Origin of the sequence: Mycobacteroides sp. H001, from assembly GCF_001440005.1 — a bacterium.
GTDB classification, from domain to species: Bacteria; Actinomycetota; Actinomycetes; order Mycobacteriales; family Mycobacteriaceae; genus Mycobacterium; species Mycobacterium gwanakae.
Genome location: NZ_LJYH01000035.1, coordinates 138,469 through 158,589 on the forward strand (window position 1 = coordinate 138,469; position 20,121 = coordinate 158,589).

Consider the following 20,121-nt stretch of genomic DNA (forward strand, 5'->3'; position numbering starts at 1 on the left):
GTGGGCTCCGTTCAACACATGTCACAAGTCGCCCCCAAAGTATCCGTACTCGAAGTAACGTGAACCTCTCATTGGCCATGGGGCGACGACGCCCCACGCGAGAGGAATGCGCAGTGACGACGGCAAAGCATCGAAGCCTGCTGGACGGCCCGCAGGTGAAGGACACCGGGCTCGCCGGTTCTGAACTCGCCGAGCGGTGGACCGCGCTGGCCGATGGGCCCAGTCGGTACTCCCGGGTGTCCTTCACTCCCAATGTCTCGATACCGCTGTCCGACGGGACCGTGCTCAAGGCCCAAGTGTTCCGGCCGGCCAATGCCGACGGGACCCCGGTCAATGACCCGGTGCCGGTGCTCTTCAACCTCACCCCCTACAACAAATCCGTTACTCACCTGGCGGCATGGCTGCTGCGGGGCCTGCACCGGTTCGGCATTACCGTGCCGGCCCTGCCGCCCAGGAATCCGCGTCTGTTGGAGCTCGCCGAGCTGGCACGGGCGATCCCCGGTGGCGGCCTGACGACGTTCGGAGTGAACGACTCGCTGATCCGCAGTGGGTATGCCCAAGTGGTTGTCGATGTTCGCGGTACCGGCGCCTCCTCGGGTGACTGGGGAATGCTCAACGATCTCGAACAGCGGGACACCGCCGAGGTGGTGGCCTGGGCGCAGGCGCAGCCGTGGTGCGATGGTTCGGTCGGCATGTATGGCATCTCTTACTGTTCGATCAACGCGCTGCAGGCCGCCGGCAACCGGGTGCCGGGTCTCGGTGCGGTGTTCGCGGTCGAGCCGGTCAGCGACATCTCTCGCGACCTCATGAAAACTGGTGGGGCGCAGACATTCTTCCTGCCCATCTGGATGCTTGCCGTTGCGTTGGGGAAGTGGTTGCCGTCGCCATCGGACGTGATACGTGGCGGCGTCGGCCTGGGCTGGCTCGCGGGGCGGTTGCGCGCACCACTGAATCGTGTGGTGCGGTACATCTTCGAGGGCTTGCGTGGCACGGGTGCGCTGATCGACAACGACGAGTATTTCCAGCAGATCAGTCCCCGGTTCGAAGACATCGAGATCCCGACGTTTGTCTATGGGGCGTGGGACGACATCTTCGGTCCGGCCGCCCTGCGTATCCATCGCCGAGCCGCATCGCCGGGCGGGAGGTTTCAGGTCGTCATCAACGAGGGTTATCACGGGTCACCGGGTTCACAGCTTGGCCGCGAAGATGGGCCACCCCGGCTGGATGTCTTGCAGCGTGCGTGGTTTGACAAGTGGCTCAAGGGTATTGACAACGGAGTGGAGAGCTACGGCCCGCTCACCCTGCAACAGCAAAATGGCGGTTGGCACACCCTGGATGTCTATCCGCGGCCCGAAGCCGAGCCGCAACGGTTCTATCTGGATGCCGAACCCTCAGGGGTGGGGGCTGGTTCGACATTCGACGGGTCGTTGACGGATGCTGTGCCGCTCAACAAGACCGAGCACCTCCTTCGCCGACGGATGGGACTGCTGAAATCGCCCACCACCTCCCGGCTGACGGCCGGTATCACTGCCGTGCTGGGTACGTCCGGGCTCAAGGACTCTCGGTACTTCGAGCGTGGGGCACTCACCTTCACCAGCAGCCCCGCTGTGCGGCCGTGGGTGATCTCCGGGGCGCTGAACCTTCATCTGCACACCAAAGCCGTAGGTACAGAGGCGTTCTGGGTCGTATCGGTGACGGACGTGGCACCCGACGGTTTCTCCCGGATGCTGGCCGAGGGTGCCCTGCTGGCATCGCGCCGCGGGGTGGATGAGGTCAAGAGTCTGCGTACCGCGGACGGAGACTACCTATCGCCCTGGCATCTCACCGGTAAGGGATCGACGCTTCCGGTGGAACCCGGCGTGCCAACCACTCTCGACATCGATCTCACCGAGGTAGATGCGGTGATCGCGGCGGGGCACCGGCTGCGGGTGGTCGTCGCGGCGGCCAGTCTGCCGAGGTACATCCCGTCCATTCCGGAGCTGTGGGCGAGCCGTCACGGTCAGGCCGTTGTCCTGGATCCCGGCCAGCCGAGTTACCTGGTGGCGCCCGTCATTCTCGATACCGGCGCCGGGGCCGCCTAGTCCTCGCCAGTTCACCAACTCCTCATCTACTTTTTCTGTAACTTACGGTACCGTAGGTTACGGATCGCGGTAGGCCGAACAGAGAGGTGGATGAGATGGTGACCGGACTGCAAACACGATTACTGACCGAGCTGGAGCCCGTTGTCGAGGCGAATCTCGAGCGGCACCTGAGCGCCGCGCGGCCATGGGCCCCACATGATTACGTGCCCTGGAGCAGGGGCCGGGACTTCGCATTTCTGGGCGGAGAGGATTGGAAGCCGGAGGATAGCCCGCTCGATCCGATCGCTCAGGCGGCGTTGATCGTCAATCTGCTGACCGAGGACAACCTGCCGTCGTATCACCGTGAGATCGCCACGAGATTCGGCCGGGACGGGGCATGGGGAACCTGGGTGGGCCAGTGGACGGCGGAGGAAGGGCGGCACAGCATCGCACTTCGCGACTATCTGGTGGTCACCCGTGGTGTCGACCCGAGCAACCTCGAAGCGATGCGCATGGCGCACACCATCGCCGGTTACGACTCAGGGGACAAGACGCCCCTGGAGGCGCTCGCATACGTGTCGTTCCAGGAGCTGGCCACTCGGATATCTCATCGCAACACGGGGAAGGCCTCGGGCTGCCCCATCGCCGATCAGCTGCTGGCGCGCGTCGCGCTGGATGAGAACCTGCACATGGTCTTCTACCGCAATCTCATGTCGGCGGCACTCGATATCGAACCCGATGCCGCGATGCAGGCCATCTGCAAGGAGATCGTCGGTTTCGCGATGCCGGGTATGGGGATGGCGGGATTTGCGCAGAACGCGATAGCCATCGCGAAAGCGGGCATCTACGACCTGCGCATCCATCACGATGAGGTTCTGCAACCCATCCTGAGGTTCTGGCGGGTGTTCGAACGCTCCGATATCGGAGCCGAAGGGGAGCAGGCCCGCGACACTCTCGTGAAATTCCTTGCCGCCGTGGATGAGCGTGCAAAGTACTACGAGGAGAAGGCGGCGATCCGGGCCGCGGCGCGGGTGTAGGGAATAGCCCGCGCCAGCCGGTTACCGGGAGGCGCTGTTGCCCGTCCTGCGGGCGGATCGCTGTCCCTGGCCTTGACGCCCTTGACCCTGCCCCTGGCGGCCTTGGCCCTGTCCGCCGCGCCGAGGAGCACGTGCCGGACGTCCCTCGGCGGCCCCGCGGGGTCGGTGGGACCGCTGGCCGTTCGCCGTGGAAGAGCCGTTGGCCTTCTGTGCGGGAGCAGGTTTCACATACGGAGCCACCTCGCCCACCAAGGTCTTGACCTCATCGGAATGGGCCGTCACCTGTTGGGGCGTGGCGGTGATGGCGGCTTTGCGTAGCAGCTGTGTGACATCGCGGCGCTGCTCGGGGAGTACCACCGTGACCACGTCGCCGGTGCCACCGGCGCGCGCAGTGCGGCCTGAACGGTGCAGGTACGCCTTGTGCTCGGCGGGAGGGTCGACGTGTACGACGAGAGCGACATCGTCGACGTGCACGCCGCGGGCAGCGACATCCGTGGCGACCAGCACCCGTGCTTCGCCGTTCGCGAAGGCGGCCAGGTTACGGTCACGTGCACCCTGAGAGAGGTTGCCGTGCAAGTCAACTGACGGGATGCCCGACTGATTGAGCTGATGCGCGAGCCGCTTGGCGTGGTGCTTGGTACGCATGAACAGGATGCGCCGTCCGGTGCCGGAGGCCAGCGTGTTCACAAGTTCACGCTTGGCGTCGGGGCCGCTGACCGTGAACACATGGTGTGTCATCGCGGCAACCGGGGAATCGACGGGATCGACCGAATGCTCGGCGGGGGAGTGCAGGAATCGTTTGACCAACTTGTCGACATCGTTATCCAAGGTGGCCGAGAACAGCAGGCGCTGACCGGAACTCGGGGTCGCGGCGAGCAACCGCGTTACGACGGGCAGGAATCCGAGATCTGCCATGTGGTCGGCCTCGTCGAGAACGCTGATCTCAACGCCGTCCAGAGTCAGGTGGCGCTGCTTGAGTAAGTCATCGAGCCGACCGGGGCAGGCGACCACGATGTCGACGCCGGCCTTGAGCGCCTGAACCTGACGGTGCTGCGAGACACCGCCGAAGATGGTGGTGACCTTCATGCGGTAGGCGGCCGCCAGCGGCTCGATGACTGCGCTGATCTGGGTCGCCAGCTCGCGGGTGGGAGCGAGCACGAGCGCCCGCGGGCGGCCCGGCACTCGAGTGCCTTCGGCGATACGTGCGACGACGGGGATGGAGAACGCAAGGGTCTTGCCGCTGCCAGTTTTGCCGCGGGCCAGCACATCACGGCCGGCGAGTGTGTCCGGCAGGGTGGCGGCCTGGATCGGGAATGGGGCGTCGATGCCGCCCTGCTGCAGGGCGCGGACCAGTACTGCGGGCACGCCGAGTGACGCGAATGTGGTTGAAGACATGAGAAATGACGCCTTTCGAGGCTTCGAGATGGCGAGATTGCCAATGGGCAACATCGATCGCCGTGAGAAAAGCCTGAAATCAGCGGACTGGCTGACGAAAGAATGATCTACGACGCAGGCGCACAGTGGCGCTTACCCATGACAGTACGTGCCTTTGGCCTCTAGAGCTAAATCGTGTGTGCCGAAACACATTGGTGGGTGACGCCGTTTTACCTGCAAGGCCTGCCCAGTTCGCGGTGCGCGATACGCACCTGGCAAGGTGAGCGCATGACTCGGACCGGGCCCTTTGTCGTGGGCGATCGCGTGCAACTGACCGACCCCAAGGGGCGGCACTACACGATGGTGCTCGAGCCGGGCAAGGAATTCCACACCCATCGCGGTGCCATCACACACGACACGGTGATCGGCATCCCCGAGGGCAGCGTGGTGAAGTCGACCAACGGCGACCAGTTTCTGGTGCTGCGTCCTTTGCTGATCGACTATGTGTTGTCGATGCCGCGTGGCGCGCAGGTGATCTACCCGAAGGACGCCGCGCAGATCGTTCATGACGGCGATATCTTCCCGGGCGCGCGGGTACTGGAGGCCGGTGTGGGCTCGGGTGCGCTCACCTGCTCGCTGCTGCGCGCGGTGGGGCCCGAGGGAACGGTGATCTCTTACGAGATTCGTGAGGATCACGCCGAACATGCTGTGCGAAACGTCACAGCGTTTTTCGGGGAGCAACCAGACAACTGGGAGCTGGTGATCGGTGATCTCGCCGAGCGGGCTGCTGATGCCGGTGGCGTCGACCGGGTGGTCCTGGACATGCTGGCCCCCTGGGAGACTTTGCCCGCGGTGGCCGAATCGCTGGTACCCGGTGGCGTGCTCATTGTGTACGTCGCTACCGTCACGCAACTGTCGCGCGTGGTCGAGGCGCTGCGGGAACAGCAATGCTGGACCGAACCGCGGTCCTGGGAGTCGATGCAGCGCGGCTGGAACGTCGTCGGGCTGGCGGTGCGCCCCGAGCACAGCATGCGCGGGCATACCGCGTTCCTGGTCAGTGCGCGTCGTCTGGCGCCGGGCACCATCACTCCGACACCGCTGCGGCGTAAGCGCCTACCGAGCTAGAGCCGTCGCCAGCGGCGCTACGGGGTAGGCGCTGGGGCCGGTGTCTCGGGCGCGGGCGCGCCGGCGGGAGGCGCCTCGTGCGGTGTGGCGGTACCCGCCAGCGACGTTCCGGTCTTGAGCAAGAGGTCGGAGGTTCGCTTGGACAGCTTCCAGCTCTCACCTTCGGGCGAGAACGACATCGGGACCGCGAAACCACCCATCTTCGGGCTGGGGCTGTTGATGGTGACGACGGCTTCGACGTCGCCCTGGGTTTCCGTCGACCACTTCGGGTCCTTGACGGTGAACGACAACGGCGAGAACCCGGCGTCGCCGATCGCCTTGGTGAACTTGTCCAGCTGCTCGGGAGTGGCGCCCTGAACGGCGGTGATCTTCTCGGCGCCCGGCAGGTTCGGGTCGGCGAGGCGGTTGAGGACATCGGTCAGCACCGCCGGATCGGGCAGCGGATGGTTCGGGACAGCGGCGGCCGCCGCCGAGGATGCGGGCTGAGTCGCCGAAGCGCTGGCGGGGGCGGCCTTATCGTTTGAGCTGCTGCAGGCGGTCAGGGCGAGAACGGCTGCACCGGCGGCGACGACGGCGAGTTGAAGGTGACGGGCCATGATCCTGGTGACTCCATTCGGCATATCGGCTAAGTCGTTCGGCCAAGTGCGGTGACGATATCGGCGTGCGAGGTCGTGGTGATCATCCAGCCCTCCTCGTACACGTCTACCTTCCAGACTTACCCGATGCCGCCTGGATCAGCGAAACCGCCGAGGCCTTGCTGATCTTCCAGCCATCCTGGTTCACGAAGTTGATCTTCGTCGTGTACGCCTGCGTCTTGGGTCCGGTGATGGTGACCGCCGCAGCGGCCACACCCGGTCCGGTGGATTTGATGTCGGACACAGTGAAAGCCAGCGGCAGGAACCCGTCACGGTTGGCACTCTTGAAGGCACGATCGGCGTAAATCGCCTCACCCGCGCCGATGCCGCCTTCCACGAGGCCACCCTTGGCCAGGGCCGACACGCCCGGATCTGCGAGTGAATACAGCAAACCGCTTAGCTCATCGGATGTGGGTGCCGCGTCGGCAGGTTCGGTGGGCACATCCATGGGGACGTCCCAGGACACGGAGGTAATGTCCGCGGACATGGTGGTCGTTGCTGTCGGGCCAGCGGAGCTGGCTGTCGGCTCGCCCATTGGTACTGCCAAGCCAACCGCTGCCGCCGCGAGTAAACCCAGCGTGGCGACCCCTGACATACCGGTTCGTGAGCTCACGGTTGTCCTTCCGATCGACCTGAATGTGACGAACGCTAACAGCGTAGACGTCCCAGGCAACGGGTAGACCCCGCACGGGCGGCCAATCGCCGGTAGCGTTGAAGCATCCACCGCACCAATTCTCGGTGTGGGAAAGGAGGACATCATGAGTGAGTCGGAGCGTTCAGAGGCGTTCGGCACACCGGATGCCGCCGAACTGGAACGGCTACGTCGAGAGGTTGCGGCCCTTCGCCAGGAGCTGGAAGGCAGCGCGGCCCACGGATCTGGTGACACCGGTCGTCTGCGCGACCTGAACCAGCTTGAGGCTCGTATCGACTCCCTGAATGCACGTAACGCCAAGCTGATGGACACCCTCAAAGAGGCCCGTCAGCAGCTCTTGGCACTGCGTGAGGAGGTTGACCGGCTGGGCCAGCCGCCGAGCGGTTACGGCGTGTTGCTGGCAGTACAGGCCGATGACACGGTGGACGTGTTCACCTCGGGTCGCAAGATGCGGGTGACCTGCTCTCCCAACATCGAGACCGCCGAACTGCGGCGGGGGCAGACCGTGCGCCTCAACGAGGCGCTCACAGTGGTCGAGGCCGGCAGCTTCGAATCGGTCGGTGAAATCAGCACGTTGCGGGAGCTGCTGGACGACGGTCACCGCGCGCTCGTGGTGGGGCATGCCGACGAGGAGCGCATCGTCTGGCTGGCCGATCCGCTGATCGCGCCCGATCTCTCCGAGGTATCCGAGGATGCCGACGGAGCGGATCTGAAGCCCCGGAAACTGCGGCCCGGCGATTCGTTGCTGGTTGATACCAAGGCCGGATATGCCTTCGAGCGGATTCCCAAGGCCGAGGTCGAGGATCTGGTGCTCGAAGAGGTGCCCGACGTCAGCTACAGCGACATCGGTGGTCTGACGCGGCAGATCGAGCAGATCCGCGACGCGGTGGAGCTGCCGTTCCTGCACAAGGATCTCTATCGGGAGTACGCCCTGCGTCCGCCCAAGGGTGTGCTGCTGTACGGGCCCCCCGGATGCGGAAAGACACTCATCGCCAAGGCCGTCGCCAACTCGCTGGCCAAGAAGATGGCGGAGCTGCGCGGCGATGACTCGCGCGAGGCCAAGTCCTACTTCTTGAACATCAAGGGCCCGGAGCTGCTCAACAAGTTCGTCGGTGAGACCGAGCGGCATATCCGCCTGATCTTCCAGCGGGCCCGCGAAAAGGCTTCGGACGGTACGCCGGTCATCGTCTTCTTCGATGAGATGGACTCGATCTTCCGCACTCGTGGTACCGGCGTCAGCTCCGATGTGGAGACGACGGTCGTGCCGCAGCTGCTATCCGAGATCGACGGTGTCGAGGGTCTCGAGAACGTCATCGTCATCGGTGCCTCCAACCGTGAAGACATGATCGACCCGGCGATCCTGCGGCCCGGCCGCCTCGACGTGAAGATCAAGATCGAACGGCCGGATGCGGAGTCGGCGCAAGACATCTTCTCCAAGTACCTCACCGACAAACTGCCGGTGAACACCGACGATCTGGCGGAATTCGGCGGCGATCGCGGGCTGACCATCAAGGCCATGATCGAGAAGGTCGTGGACCGGATGTACGCCGAGATCGACGACAACCGTTTCCTGGAGGTCACCTACGCCAACGGTGACAAGGAAGTCATGTATTTCAAGGACTTCAACTCCGGCGCCATGATCCAGAACGTGGTGGACCGTGCGAAGAAGAACGCCATCAAGGCGGTGCTGGAGACCGGTCAGAAGGGTCTGCGTATTCAGCATCTGCTCGACTCGATCGTCGACGAGTTCGCCGAGAACGAGGACCTGCCCAATACCACCAATCCGGATGACTGGGCACGGATCTCGGGCAAGAAGGGCGAGCGCATCGTTTACATCCGTACGCTGGTCACCGGCAAGAGCTCCAGCGCCAGCCGCGCCATCGACACCGAATCGAGCCTGGGCCAGTACCTGTAGGCACCGTGCTCACTCGCGGCGGGCTGTGACCACCGTGGTCCAGTCGCCGGGTGCGAGTGCCCGCGCGCCGGTCGGATCGTAGCGACGCAGCAGCTCGGGTATCCGCAGCTGCTCGGTGATCTGAAAGCCTTGGCGCGCAAGCAGTTCGTCGGCCTGTCTCGCCGTCATGCCCGTGCGGTACGGCTCGCCGCGCCGGGAGACGGACCGCGATCCGCGCCGGACTTCGCGACGGCGACTGTCGGGGCCGACGATATCGGGATCACCGTAATCCAGGACGAGCCTGCTTCCCGGTGCGCAGAGCTTCGTCAGTTGCGCCAGGGTCGACTCGAGGGCGGCCTCGGTGAGGTAGTAGGTCACGCCGAGCCACACCACGAGTGAGGGTGCGGCCGTATCGAATCCGGCGCCAAGCAGACGCGATGTCAGGTCATCGCGCTCGAAATCGCAGGGGACCCAGACCAGCCGCGACTCGTCACCGCGGGTTCCGGCGATGAGATGTTGTTTCGCCTGCTGGGTGGTGGGTGCGTCGACCTCGAATACGGTGACGGGCAGGGAACCGAGCTGCTGACTCGAGGTGTCGAAGCCCGCCCCCAGCATCACCACTTGACCGATGCCGGATCGCGCGGCGGTCCGCACTTCGTCGTCGGAAACGCGGCGGCGCAGCACGATGAGGGCATGCAGGCCCGCGCACCATCGGTCCACCAGACGCAGGCCCCACCTGGCGGCAGCGGGAGATGTCAGTGCCGCACGCAGCAGCGGATGGGTCACGAACCATCCGGACTGCGGATCGTTCAGCAGGCCATCGCGCTGCATCGACTCGGCAGCGCGCTGCCACGCGTTGAACTGTGCGGTCAGACTTGCGGTTTGGTCGAGCCGGCGTCCAGACATATCGCGAGGATAGAAAGTCCGGTGGGCCCGCGAGGGGGCATTGGCATCATCTGGCAGTGCGTGGCATACGGAGGCGGTGCTGGTCAGCGCGGTCTTCCTAGCATGGCGAGTACAGCCCGAGGAGGTATCCGTGAAGACCATGAAACCCCGAGAAATGCTTTCCGCCGAGCGCACCAGCCTGGCCGAGTTCCTGCACACATTGACCGAAGACGATTGGTTGGCCCCGTCACTGTGCCCAGGCTGGCGGGTCCGCGATGTCGTGGCACACGCCGCCGTCGACGCGGTATCGCTGGGTGTCTATCTGGGGACCGCGCTACGGAACCCATCGATCAACAAGCTCAACGATGCATTGGTGGAGCGCACCGGTCACCTGTCGAATGAAGAGCTGTTGCACCATTTCGAGTCGGCAGTGCGGCCCGGAGCGTTTGGCAAGATGGCGCCCGCGGCGCTTCATACCGACGCCATGGTGCACCACCAGGATATTCGGCGGCCACTGGGCAGGCCGCGTGCCATTCCCGAGGACCGGCTGGTCTTTGCGTTGGATCATCCAGACTTTGGCGCCCACCCGAAGCGGTACACCAAGGGGCTGAGGTTCATGGCCAACGACGTGGATTGGGCGAAAGGCAAAGGCCCGCACGTGTGCGGCACCGGGGAGGCGCTGGTGCTGGCGATGGCGGGCCGTCCGGTGGTGCTCGGTGAGCTGGAAGGTGACGGTGTACCGACGCTGGCGGCACGGATGCGCTGAGGTCAGATCCGCTGTGAGGCCGATAGATACACGTCGCGTCCGGCGAGGCTTACCGCCACATCGGCGATCAACGGTTCGAAAAAACGTGTCCGATACTGCGGATCGATGCTGCTGTTGACGGTGAAGTACAGCCCCGACAGCACCGCGACCAACAGCGACATATGAATCAGAGTCTGTGGCACGCCGATCCGAATCCCGTACCAGGTGCCCGAACATGGCGGCGCTGCTCCCGACGGGCACGCGGCCTCATTGGACCACAACGCCATCACGTCGTGCGGCACGGCCACGATGCCCAGCAACATGAAGAACGCGAATACCCCGGTGGTGAAGAACACCACCTGGATGGCCTGCGAAACCACCATCACCAGTAGCACATTCAGCCGTTCGGGCCAGCGCAGTGCGGGCCGCGGCGGCTCCGGACCGTCGGCTCCGGTCAGGTCGGCCAGTGGGGTGCCGGCCAGTAGCGCGGCGGGCGCGGGACGTTCGGCCCGGTTTTCGCGCAGATTGTTCAACTCGTCGCGCACGGTGGCGACCATGAACACGGTGGCGGTGAGGGCCAGGAAGCCGATTGTCTGCCAGAGCCTTTCGCGCGTGATCCGGGCCGACAGCTGCCAGAGCTCTCCGGTGAAGAACACCACCACGGTCAGCATGAGCAGTGGCAGCGCGCGGGACATGAGCGTGCCCAGCGCACCGAACTGCGTGGATGCGTACCGCAGGGCCCACAGTCCGATCGACCCGGCACCCAGGTACGTCAACCAGATAAGCACCAGCGCGGCCAGCAGGAAGGCGGGCATCTTCGCGGCGGCCTCCGGCCACGAACCGGTGTCGGTGGCCGGGAGCGCTACCACGAAGATCGCGATGACGAGCCATGACAGGGCGCGGCGCACCACGTCGGCACGGATGGTTCCGACACGTTGCAGTGCGGTGAGCACCAGCGGTTGCGCCGCCATCAGCAGTGCCACCACCCCGAGCAGGATCATCAGCACAATCGAGCGGGTGTCGTTGTCGGTGGAGATCAGCTCGTAGAGCGCCACCCCCGCACCGGCGACTCCGATCATGGGCGCGGCCCGGTCGATGAGCTCACGCGAGCGGACGCGACGATCCAGCACGACGGGTAGTCCACGGGACAGGAACCATTCGTGAATGTCGTGGAGATTGCGCACCTGATCATGATGACAAGGCTGTTCGACGAGGCAAAACGGGCGTACGTTGAACCAATCGGGCGGTCGGATCGTGTAACCGTCGGAGGTGTTCCATGGCGGATGGGCAGGCTGGGCCGAAAGGCGTCGGCGTCAATGGCTCATCGAGTCTTATGCGGGCCTTTTACGACGAGTACGCAGGCCCGCTGCATCGTTATGTCATGCACCTGACCCACGACTCGGCGCTGGCGGAAGACATCGTGCAGGAGGTGCTGTTGCGAGCCTGGCGGCATCCGACGCTGGTCAACCAGACGGAAGGGTCGGCGAGGGCATGGCTGTTCACGGTCGCCCACAACCTGGTCCGCGATAACGCACGTAGCTCGCGCTTTCGCAGCGAGATAGCCACCGCCGAGACACCCGAGTTCGCCTCTCCCGATCAGGTGGACGCAACGCTGGACGCGTGGCTGGTGGCCGAAGCGCTGCGCACGTTGTCCACCGATCACCGCGCTGTCATCCTGCGTGCGTATTACCGGGGGAGTTCAGTCGCCGACATATCCGCCGAGCTGGGGGTGCCTGAGGGCACCGTCAAGTCACGCCTGCACTATGGCGTGCGCGCGCTTCGGCTGTCGCTGCAGGAAATGGGGGTCACACGATGACTGTGGAGCATGTTTACGCCGACTGGGACGCCGCCTATGTGCTGGGTGCGCTCTCGTCCGCCGAGCGGCGTGAATACGAACAGCACCTGGTCGACTGTGTCAGCTGCCAGCGCGCGCTGTCCGAGGTGACAGCCATGCCCGGTCTGCTGTCCAAGGTTGATCGCGGTTACGCCGAGAAGATGGAACTCGAAGACCCGCCCGTGCTCGCCAAGCCCGCCACCAGCTGCCCGGTGCAGGCGCTGTGGCCCAAGCTGCAGGCCCGGTGGCGGCGGCAGAGTGCGGTGCGCCGGCTCGCCTATGTGGGTGCGGTCGCGGTGGCCGCCGCTGTCGCGCTGACGGTCTCGTTGGTGCCGCCGCCGTGGTATCACCGGCCCGCACCGATGAATGTCGCCGCGGGTTCGTTGCCGGCGGGGGAGCATTGGCAGCCGATGCGCCAGGTGACGCCCTCACCGCTGAGCGCTCAAGTGGCCATTGTCCAGGACGGTGCCGGCACCCGTATCGAAATGTGGTGCAGCTATCCGGCATACGGAGACGACCCGGATGACTCGGCGGCACCCTATGCACTGCGCGTCGGCACCCGAGCAGGCGGGAACATCATCGCCAGTTCGTGGACGGCCAAGCCGGGCTCCGCGATGATGACATCGATGACCGTCCCGGTGGCGCAGGATCAGATCGAGAGCGTCCAGGTGATCGACAATCACGGTGACGCCGTGCCGTTGGTGTTCCTCGAACTGCGTCGCTGACGCCTATCCCATCAGGTTCATGGTGCTTTGACGTGCCCATATCAGCATTACCTGAAACGCGATTCATATTGTGCCATCACATGATTGAGATAACTCGATCACTTTTTCTTCCGGATTGTTGAACCGGTCACGTGTGACAGTCGTGTACTAGTCATGACCACCCCGATACGTGCCCGGAGCCGTACGGCCGGCGATATTGCGCTCGGGAACGGGAACGGGACCATGCGATTAGTCGACTGGCTCGTCCTCGAGTTGCGTCGTCACCATGTCGATGTCGTCTTCGGGGTCGACGGTGCGAACATCGAGGATCTGTACGATGCCGTGCACTACGCGCCGGGTATCCAGGCCGTCGTCGCCAAGCACGAGTTCTCGGCCGGCACCATGGCCGACGGCTATGCGCGTGCCGCCTCGCGGATGAGCGTAGTGGCCGCGACCTCGGGCGGCGGCGCTGTCAATCTTGTTCCTGCGCTTGCTGAATCGTATGCGAGCCGGGTGCCGGTGCTGGCGATCGTGGGCCAGCCGCCGCGCCCGCTAGAAGGTAACGGGGCGTTTCAGGATGGGAGTGGGCGCGCCGGGAGCATGGATCTGCAGGCGGTTTTCCGGCCCATTTCCGGCTACTGCACCCGAGTGGAAAATCCCGAAGAAATCGCCGAGGCGCTCGGTCATGCCCTGGCCGCGCTTCGAGACGGTCTGCCGGCGGTTCTCTTGATACCTAAAGACGTCCAGCAGGCGCGCCTGCACACCACACCACAGCTGCCGGAGCCGCACGTGCGGCCTGGAGCGGTGCCCGCGCAGCTTGCCGACTTCGCCAAGCATCTGGCCGATACGCCGGGGCGGGTGCTGGTGGTAGCGGGGCCGGAGGTGGCACGACACAACGCCCGCGGTGAGCTGTCGGATCTCCTCGATCGTCTCGATGCCTTTGTCGCGGTGTCGCCCGATGCCAAAGATGCTGTAGACGGCGATGATCCACGGCTGCTGGGCGTCATCGGGGTGATGGGACACCCGGCCATCGAAAGGGTACTGCGCCACGGTGTGACATGTGTCTGCATCGGGACCACCATGCCCGTGATGACCCGAGGCGGTGTCGACTTCGCGACGACGCCGGTTCTCTCGATCGGTTCGGCGACACCACATATCCCGTCCCGTCACCTGCAGACCGAGGACCTGTCATCGACCCTGGCCCAGCTCGCCGCGGCTGTGCCGGCGCGTTCGGACTCGTTGGACAGTGAAACGCTCTACGCGCCAGCCCATCTGGAACCGCCCGCGCATGACGGCGACGGTGTCAGGTACCACGATGGCATGCACGTTCTCGACCGGGTGATTCCTGCGGAGGCGGATATCTTCGTCGATGCGGGTAACACCGGCGCTGCCGCGGTGCACTACCTGGGCGCCCGGCACCGGGGCCGTTATGTTGTCGCGCTCGGTATGGGCGGCATGGGGTATGCCTTCGGTGCGGGCATCGGCTGTGCGTTCGCGCGGGGCGGCCGCACCGTGGTGGTGGCGGGGGACGGGGCATTCTTCATGCACGGCATGGAGATTCACACGGCGATCGAGCACCGGCTGCCGGTGACATTCGTCATTGTCAACAACAACGCACATGCCATGTGCGTCACCCGTGAGCAGCTGTATTACGGAGGAAAGTACAGCTTCAACCGGTTCACACCCTCGCATATCGCCGCCGGGATGGCCGCGATGTTCCCGAGTCTGATGTGCCGTTCGGCCGATACGGTGGCCGATTTCGAGGCCGCCATGCATGCGGCGATGGCCCATGGCGGCCCCTCTGTGGTGGAGGTCATCTGTTCCACCGACGAGATACCCCCGTTTGCCCCGTTCTTGTCATCCGATATCGCTAAGGAGAAAACGCATGACCGACACGATCACCGAAGCATCCAAGCCTTGCCTGAAAGCCTTGCCCGCGCTTAGCGATATCGCCGCCGATGCCGGCACCGAGGACGCATTGCCCGGGGTGCATCGGATCGAGACCTCGCCACGTGAGAAGGCGACGCCGATCATCATGGACATGATGCGGTCGGTGTACCCACATGACCAGGTGTTCGGCCCGTTCTGCACGGTCCAGGAGTATGTGGACTGCCCGCCCGACGAGTTGCACCGCTACCTGTCCGACACTCGTTGCCTGGAGGAGTGGACCTACAGCCTGCGCGGCTTCGAGGAGACCGATGAGCCCGGGTTGTGGGTCGCACATGACCGTTTGGGATCGGACACGCTGATCTACACCCGCACGGAATCGAACGCCGAATCCGGAACCGTCGATTATCACTGTGCCTGGGATCAAGGTGATCACCTCTGGATGATCTACCTCATGCGAGTGGTCGACGCGCAGATCGTGCTTAACAAGCCGGGCTCGGTCGTGCTGTGGACCAACTGCCACCATCCGTTCTACGACGAGAACCCCTATCCAGAAACCGCTCCGCCCCAACGTAAGCCGTGGGTCGGGGACTTTTGGGACATGTTCGGTGCGGGTCACCTGCTGGAACTGCTGAACCTCAAGGCCATCGCCGAGTATCGCCACAGCCATGGGCTTCCGATCGTTCCGGAGTGGATGAAATGACCATCAGCATCTTCGACATCTCCAGCTATCTTCCCGAGAACCGGGTCAGCGCCGACTACTTCGCGCAGTACGCCAAGGATGACGATCTGGCGGAGAACGTCATGTTCCGCAGCCCGGCCTTCCGGCATCACGTCGCCGCCGACGAGTCCGCGGTGGACATGGCCGAACGTGCGGTCGCCGGACTCAAGGATCGGCACGGCGACAGTGTGCTGGACGAGGTGGACATCCTGCTGACACATACCCAGCTGCCCGACCTACCCTTCGTGGGTTGCGGTGGGGAGGTGGCGAACCGGCTGCAGATCCGCCCGGAATGGATCTTGGACATACACAACGGTGGCTGCGTCTCGTTCGTTCTGATGCTCAAGCTCGTGCAGCAGATGATGGCCTCGTCGAGCGCCCGTTCGGCCCTCATCGTGAACATGCAGAATGCGGCCGGCCAGATCTTCGTGCAAGAGCAGGTGCGCTCCACCGCACAGGCTTCCATTCCGGGGGACGGCGCCACCGCGGCCCTGATCACCCGCGATGGGAGTTCCCCGGTACTGGGCATCGAGACGCGGAACTTCGGCGAGTTCGCGGGCGACATGACGTACGCGGTGACGCCTCATCGCAAGTACTGGGAGGCCGGGGCAGGGCAGGGGAGGGTGGCGTTCACCGAGCACAAGATCAGCAAGGTGCTGGCCCGTGGCAATCGCATGGTGCCCGAGGTGGCCCTGGCCGTCTGCGATCGAATCGGGCTTCCGTCAACGGATCTGGACGCGTTGGTGACCAACCAGCCGAACCGCATATTTCTGCGGAACTGGCGCGACGCCCTGCAGCTGCCCCGGGAGAAGCACCCGGATACCTTCGACGAGTGCGGCAACCTCTTCGGGGTGGGCATTCCGCACACTCTCGATCAGGCGATCTCCGACGGCCAGGTCAAGTCCGGCGACACGGTGATGCTGGCAGGTTTCGCCCACGCCGGTGACTACGCGGCAGCGGCGGCCGTGCGATGGGGAGGGAGGGGCCTGTGACGGTCAGTCCACTCCGATTGGCATTGAACGAGAATCCTTATCGTCCACTGCCATCGGTGCGCGATGCGCTCAGGCATGACATTGCGGAGGTGAACAGGTACCCCGAGTTCTTGCCCGTGGTGCTTCCGCGACTGATCGCCGAACGGGTGGGCATGACACCGGAAGAAGTGGTGGTGGGCGTTGGCGCCACCGGCGTCGCGCTGCAGGTGCTGCAGGCGCTATGTCAGCCGGGCGATTCGCTGGTGTTCGCGCACCCGACATTCGACGGCTATCCGATACTGGCCGATATCGCCGGGTTGATCCAGGTTCCGATTCCGCTGGCAGATAACGGGATCACAGATCTGGATGAGCTACTGGGTGCGGCGTATGACGCCGATGCCGCTGCCGTGGTGCTGTGCCGGCCCCATAACCCGACCGGAACACTGATACCCGCGGACCAGGTCTATGAGTTCGTCCGCGCGGCGCCGCCGACCAGTGTGGTGATCCTCGACGAGGCCTACATCGAATTCGTGGATCCCGACGAACATCTGGACGTTCCGCGTCTTCTTGCGATACACCCGAACCTGGTGGTGCTGCGTACCTTCTCGAAGGCATACGGATTGGCGGGGCTGCGGATCGGCTATGGGTTGGCCGCTCCCGCGGTCTGTGCTGTCATTCGTAGATACCAGCTCCCATTCGGCATGAACCGTGCGGCGGCAGTGGCGGTGGCCGCCTCGTATGCGGCCGAAGACGAGCTGCGACTGCGGGTCGATTCTATTGTCTACGAGCGTGATCGGCTCAGGGAACGGCTCGCTCAGATGGGTGCACATATCCCGGAGTCGCATGCCAATTTCGTGTATCTGCCGGCGCGCGGTGACGGCGAGCGCTGGATGTCCATCCTGGGAACCGATGACGTTGTCGCGAAGGAGTATCCCGATGGCGGTGTCCGGCTCACCGTCGGCGACCCACGAGAAATGGCGATCGTCGCGCGGCGGCTGCTGGAGGTCGACGAGATCGGCGAAAGCGCAGCGCCGCAGTTGAGTAGACCGGCGTCATAGACTGGTTGGCCGCGGCGATCCGTCCCCCCGATTGCCGGCCCCGAAACGGCAAGGACTGCCGCGGTCAACCCCCAATTCTCAGAATGCGTAGCGGTGATACTGCGCCATGTACCGCAGCGTCGGCGATACCGACATCGCCTTGGCGAGAAGCCGATACGCGGTCCTGGTCTGTTGGAAGGTCGCCGAATCGAAGGGTGACTCCCACTCGAGGAGCTGCAGCTTGGGGATCTCGCGAATAATGTCTTCGGGACCGTCGATGCCCCAATACAGGGTCGCCCCCGAGCGTCGCACCACCGCGTTCGACCACTGCGTCTTGATGCCGAACCTGTTGAACGCATCGAATTGCAGTTCCCCATACGGAAAGTGATCGACAATCCGGCGAAACAGGGCGATGCCGTCGGCCTGCGTGAGATACATGGTGAGCCCCTCTCCGATCGCGAGCACCGGGCGGTCGCCCCGAATGTGCGCGAGCCATGCCGGATCGGTCACCGATGCGGACACGACGTGATAGTTATCGCGTGTCGGATAGAGCTGGCTGCGCAGCGCGGCCACGTCGGGGTAATCGATGTCGTACCACTGGACTCCCGCACCGGGGTTCAGCCGGAAATACCGGCCGTCGAGACCGCAGCCCAGATGCAGCACCACGGCCTCGGCGTGCCTGGACAGAAAGGCGCGCGCCCAGCCGTCGAAATGTGCGGAACGGGTGGTGACGGCCGGCGACCTACCCGCGGTGATGGTCGTCTTAGACCAGTCGTAGTCGATGCGGTCGGCGATGTCACGGGCCAGCCGGTCGCCGAGGATCGGCTTCGGCAGATCGGCATCCAATGCCTTGGCGTAGAACGTCGCCAGCATGGTCTGCGGTGCTCCGCTGAGGTCGACATGGATCTTCTCTGGGCCGCTCATGAATCCGACGCTAATGCGGATTCCGCGGCGCGCAGAGCAGTCTGAACAGTCCCCGGCGTGGTGTTCAGCCCTAACTCTCTAGGCTGAGCGTCATGCAACGGATCATCGGTACCGAGGTTGAATACGGCATTTCGTCTCCTACGGACCCCGCCGCCAACCCGATCCTCACCTCCACGCAGGCAGTGCTGGCGTACGCCGCGGCCTCGGGGATCCAGCGCGCCAAGCGCACCCGGTGGGATTACGAGGTGGAGTCGCCGCTGCGTGATGCCCGTGGGTTCGACCTGGGGCGCACCACCGGTCCGGCTCCTATCGTCGATGCCGACGAGGTAGGGGCGGCCAACATGATTCTCACCAACGGTGCCCGCCTGTACGTCGATCACGCCCACCCGGAGTATTCGGCGCCCGAATGCACCAATCCGCTCGACGCGGTGATCTGGGACAAGGCCGGTGAACGCGTGATGGAGGCCGCTGCCCGCCACGTCGCCAGCGTGCCCGGCGCCGCGCGGCTGCAGCTGTACAAGAACAACATCGACGGCAAGGGTGCCTCCTACGGCACCCACGAGAACTACCTGATGGACCGCCAGACGCCGTTCTCGGCGATCATCGCGGGCCTGACGCCGTTCTTCGTGTCGCGCCAGGTGGTCACGGGTTCCGGCCGGGTAGGAATCGGGCCCTCCGGTGACGACTCGGGCTTTCAGTTGTCGCAGCGTGCCGACTACATCGAGGTAGAGGTCGGTCTGGAAACCACGCTCAAGCGCGGCATAATCAACACCCGCGACGAGCCGCACGCCGACGCCGACAAGTACCGGCGCCTGCACGTCATCATCGGTGACGCCAACCTTGCCGAGACCTCGACGTTCCTGAAGGTGGGCACCACCTCGCTGGTACTCGACCTGATCGAATCCGGGGCCGATCTCTCGGACCTGGCCCTGGCGCGGCCGGTGTATGCGGTGCACGTGATCAGTCGCGATCCGTCGCTGCGGGCCACCGTGGCGCTTGCGGACGGCCGAGAGCTGACAGGCCTTGCGCTGCAACGTATTTACTTGGAGCGGGTGGCCGAGTTGGTCGCATCCCGCGATCCGGATCCGCAGGCCGATCACGTGCTGCAGGTGTGGGCCAAGGTTCTCGATCTGCTGGAGCGCGATCCGATGGAATGCGCCGACCTGCTGGACTGGCCCGCCAAGCTGCGGCTGCTGGAAGGATTCCGGCAACGCGAGAATCTGAGCTGGTCGGCACCGCGTCTGCATCTGGTCGACCTGCAGTACTCCGATGTGCGCCTGGACAAGGGGCTCTACAACCGGCTGGTGGCCCGCGGGTCCATGCAGCGGATGGTCACCGAACAACAGGTGCTGGACGCGGTCACACGGCCCCCGTCGGATACCCGCGCCTACTTCCGGGGTGAGTGCCTGCGCCGCTTCGGCGCCGACATTGCCGCCGCCAGCTGGGACTCGGTGATCTTCGACCTGGGTGGGGATTCGCTTGTCAGGATTCCAACGCTGGAGCCGCTGCGCGGCAGCAAGAGCCACGTGGGCTCGCTGCTGGATTCGGTCGATTCGGCTGCTGAACTGGTCGATCAGCTCACCACGTAACGGGTTCGGCGACGCACGCCCGTGAAACGTCACACCGTGGGCGCTGC

Annotated in this window: 18 protein-coding genes; 12 read left to right on the top strand and 6 right to left on the bottom strand. The window is 64.6% G+C overall.

All coding sequences use genetic code 11. The features are described from left to right. Positions 1-113 precede the first annotated feature (113 nt). Both AOT83_RS17865 and AOT83_RS17870 read left to right on the top strand, forming a co-directional pair. A complete protein-coding gene (locus AOT83_RS17865; RefSeq protein ID WP_057964721.1) occupies positions 114-2,081 on the top strand; it encodes a CocE/NonD family hydrolase in 1,968 nt (655 codons plus the stop codon). A 95-nt stretch (positions 2,082-2,176) separates the two neighbouring features. Further along, the gene (locus AOT83_RS17870; RefSeq protein WP_030095596.1) at positions 2,177-3,097 is read left to right on the top strand and encodes an acyl-ACP desaturase; all 921 of its coding nucleotides are present in this window, start codon (positions 2,177-2,179) and stop codon (positions 3,095-3,097) included. Between the two features lie 21 nt (positions 3,098-3,118). Here the strand turns inward: AOT83_RS17870 and AOT83_RS17875 are convergent, their stop codons facing one another. Then, complete coding sequence (locus AOT83_RS17875; RefSeq protein ID WP_057964763.1) at positions 3,119-4,492, bottom strand: DEAD/DEAH box helicase; 1,374 nt, start codon at positions 4,490-4,492, stop codon at positions 3,119-3,121. Positions 4,493-4,759: 267 nt separating this feature from the next. On the opposite strand from AOT83_RS17875, the gene AOT83_RS17880 reads away from it, so the two are divergent. Continuing rightward, complete coding sequence (locus tag AOT83_RS17880; protein WP_030095598.1) at positions 4,760-5,596, top strand: tRNA (adenine-N1)-methyltransferase; 837 nt, start codon at positions 4,760-4,762, stop codon at positions 5,594-5,596. Between the two features lie 17 nt (positions 5,597-5,613). Here AOT83_RS17880 and AOT83_RS17885 read toward each other — a convergent pair whose 3' ends face one another. Both AOT83_RS17885 and AOT83_RS17890 read right to left on the bottom strand, forming a co-directional pair. Beyond that, positions 5,614-6,216, bottom strand: coding sequence for a hypothetical protein (locus AOT83_RS17885; RefSeq protein ID WP_081343679.1), 603 nt, complete (start codon positions 6,214-6,216; stop codon positions 5,614-5,616). A gap of 82 nt (positions 6,217-6,298) precedes the next feature. After that, positions 6,299-6,826, bottom strand: a complete 528-nt coding sequence (locus AOT83_RS17890; RefSeq protein ID WP_030095600.1) for a hypothetical protein — start codon at positions 6,824-6,826, stop codon at positions 6,299-6,301. Positions 6,827-6,989: 163 nt separating this feature from the next. Here AOT83_RS17890 and arc point away from each other — a divergent pair, with 163 nt between their 5' ends. Then, complete coding sequence (arc, locus tag AOT83_RS17895) at positions 6,990-8,798, top strand: proteasome ATPase (RefSeq protein WP_030095601.1); 1,809 nt, start codon at positions 6,990-6,992, stop codon at positions 8,796-8,798. Positions 8,799-8,807: 9 nt separating this feature from the next. On the opposite strand, the gene AOT83_RS17900 is transcribed toward arc, so the two are convergent. Further along, on the bottom strand, positions 8,808-9,683 hold the full coding sequence (locus AOT83_RS17900) for an SAM-dependent methyltransferase (RefSeq protein WP_070943050.1): 876 nt from the start codon (positions 9,681-9,683) through the stop codon (positions 8,808-8,810). Positions 9,684-9,822: 139 nt separating this feature from the next. Here AOT83_RS17900 and AOT83_RS17905 point away from each other — a divergent pair, with 139 nt between their 5' ends. Next, positions 9,823-10,428 carry a maleylpyruvate isomerase family mycothiol-dependent enzyme gene (locus tag AOT83_RS17905; RefSeq protein ID WP_057964765.1) on the top strand — a complete coding sequence of 202 codons (606 nt, stop codon included), beginning with the start codon at positions 9,823-9,825 and terminating at the stop codon, positions 10,426-10,428. Between the two features lie 2 nt (positions 10,429-10,430). Here AOT83_RS17905 and AOT83_RS17910 read toward each other — a convergent pair whose 3' ends face one another. Beyond that, complete coding sequence (locus tag AOT83_RS17910; protein ID WP_057964723.1) at positions 10,431-11,591, bottom strand: hypothetical protein; 1,161 nt, start codon at positions 11,589-11,591, stop codon at positions 10,431-10,433. A 149-nt stretch (positions 11,592-11,740) separates the two neighbouring features. On the opposite strand from AOT83_RS17910, the gene AOT83_RS17915 reads away from it, so the two are divergent. The 6 genes from AOT83_RS17915 to AOT83_RS17940 all read left to right on the top strand — a co-directional run bounded on the left by AOT83_RS17915 (position 11,741) and on the right by AOT83_RS17940 (position 17,582). After that, the gene (locus tag AOT83_RS17915) at positions 11,741-12,223 is read left to right on the top strand and encodes a sigma-70 family RNA polymerase sigma factor (protein WP_005061267.1); all 483 of its coding nucleotides are present in this window, start codon (positions 11,741-11,743) and stop codon (positions 12,221-12,223) included. Continuing rightward, entirely contained in the window at positions 12,220-12,966 is a 747-nt protein-coding gene (locus tag AOT83_RS17920) for a zf-HC2 domain-containing protein (protein WP_030095605.1), read from the top strand. The genes AOT83_RS17915 and AOT83_RS17920 overlap by 4 nt, the downstream gene beginning before the upstream one ends. Positions 12,967-13,188: 222 nt before the next feature. Further along, on the top strand, positions 13,189-14,889 hold the full coding sequence (locus AOT83_RS17925; protein WP_057964766.1) for a thiamine pyrophosphate-binding protein: 1,701 nt from the start codon (positions 13,189-13,191) through the stop codon (positions 14,887-14,889). Next, the gene (locus AOT83_RS17930; protein WP_030095607.1) at positions 14,876-15,535 is read left to right on the top strand and encodes a hypothetical protein; all 660 of its coding nucleotides are present in this window, start codon (positions 14,876-14,878) and stop codon (positions 15,533-15,535) included. Before AOT83_RS17925 ends, AOT83_RS17930 begins: the two co-directional genes overlap by 14 nt. Continuing rightward, entirely contained in the window at positions 15,532-16,545 is a 1,014-nt protein-coding gene (locus AOT83_RS17935; protein ID WP_030095608.1) for a 3-oxoacyl-[acyl-carrier-protein] synthase III C-terminal domain-containing protein, read from the top strand. Before AOT83_RS17930 ends, AOT83_RS17935 begins: the two co-directional genes overlap by 4 nt. Beyond that, the gene (locus tag AOT83_RS17940) at positions 16,524-17,582 is read left to right on the top strand and encodes an aminotransferase class I/II-fold pyridoxal phosphate-dependent enzyme (RefSeq protein ID WP_030095609.1); all 1,059 of its coding nucleotides are present in this window, start codon (positions 16,524-16,526) and stop codon (positions 17,580-17,582) included. Before AOT83_RS17935 ends, AOT83_RS17940 begins: the two co-directional genes overlap by 22 nt. 78 nt (positions 17,583-17,660) lie before the next feature. On the opposite strand, the gene AOT83_RS17945 is transcribed toward AOT83_RS17940, so the two are convergent. Next, positions 17,661-18,485 carry a class I SAM-dependent methyltransferase gene (locus tag AOT83_RS17945; protein WP_057964724.1) on the bottom strand — a complete coding sequence of 275 codons (825 nt, stop codon included), beginning with the start codon at positions 18,483-18,485 and terminating at the stop codon, positions 17,661-17,663. Positions 18,486-18,577: 92 nt separating this feature from the next. Here AOT83_RS17945 and dop point away from each other — a divergent pair, with 92 nt between their 5' ends. After that, positions 18,578-20,074, top strand: coding sequence for a depupylase/deamidase Dop (gene dop / locus AOT83_RS17950; RefSeq protein ID WP_030095611.1), 1,497 nt, complete (start codon positions 18,578-18,580; stop codon positions 20,072-20,074). The last annotated feature ends 47 nt before the right edge of the window (positions 20,075-20,121 follow it).

Excerpts from the sequence above, each read along its gene's own strand:
- AOT83_RS17880 (WP_030095598.1), top strand. The coding sequence starts at position 4,760 with ATGACTCGGACCGGGCCCTTTGTCGTGGGCGATCGCGTGCAACTGACC.
- AOT83_RS17915 (WP_005061267.1), top strand. The coding sequence starts at position 11,741 with ATGCGGGCCTTTTACGACGAGTACGCAGGCCCGCTGCATCGTTATGTC.
- AOT83_RS17920 (WP_030095605.1), top strand. The coding sequence starts at position 12,220 with ATGACTGTGGAGCATGTTTACGCCGACTGGGACGCCGCCTATGTGCTG.
- AOT83_RS17885 (WP_081343679.1), bottom strand. The coding sequence starts at position 6,216 with ATGCCGAATGGAGTCACCAGGATCATGGCCCGTCACCTTCAACTCGCC.
- AOT83_RS17935 (WP_030095608.1), top strand. The coding sequence starts at position 15,532 with ATGACCATCAGCATCTTCGACATCTCCAGCTATCTTCCCGAGAACCGG.
- AOT83_RS17890 (WP_030095600.1), bottom strand. The coding sequence starts at position 6,826 with ATGTCAGGGGTCGCCACGCTGGGTTTACTCGCGGCGGCAGCGGTTGGC.
- dop (WP_030095611.1), top strand. The coding sequence starts at position 18,578 with ATGCAACGGATCATCGGTACCGAGGTTGAATACGGCATTTCGTCTCCT.
- AOT83_RS17900 (WP_070943050.1), bottom strand. The coding sequence starts at position 9,683 with ATGTCTGGACGCCGGCTCGACCAAACCGCAAGTCTGACCGCACAGTTC.
- AOT83_RS17925 (WP_057964766.1), top strand. The coding sequence starts at position 13,189 with ATGCGATTAGTCGACTGGCTCGTCCTCGAGTTGCGTCGTCACCATGTC.
- AOT83_RS17905 (WP_057964765.1), top strand. The coding sequence starts at position 9,823 with ATGAAACCCCGAGAAATGCTTTCCGCCGAGCGCACCAGCCTGGCCGAG.
- AOT83_RS17875 (WP_057964763.1), bottom strand. The coding sequence starts at position 4,492 with ATGTCTTCAACCACATTCGCGTCACTCGGCGTGCCCGCAGTACTGGTC.
- AOT83_RS17945 (WP_057964724.1), bottom strand. The coding sequence starts at position 18,485 with ATGAGCGGCCCAGAGAAGATCCATGTCGACCTCAGCGGAGCACCGCAG.
- AOT83_RS17870 (WP_030095596.1), top strand. The coding sequence starts at position 2,177 with ATGGTGACCGGACTGCAAACACGATTACTGACCGAGCTGGAGCCCGTT.
- AOT83_RS17940 (WP_030095609.1), top strand. The coding sequence starts at position 16,524 with ATGGGGAGGGAGGGGCCTGTGACGGTCAGTCCACTCCGATTGGCATTG.
- arc (WP_030095601.1), top strand. The coding sequence starts at position 6,990 with ATGAGTGAGTCGGAGCGTTCAGAGGCGTTCGGCACACCGGATGCCGCC.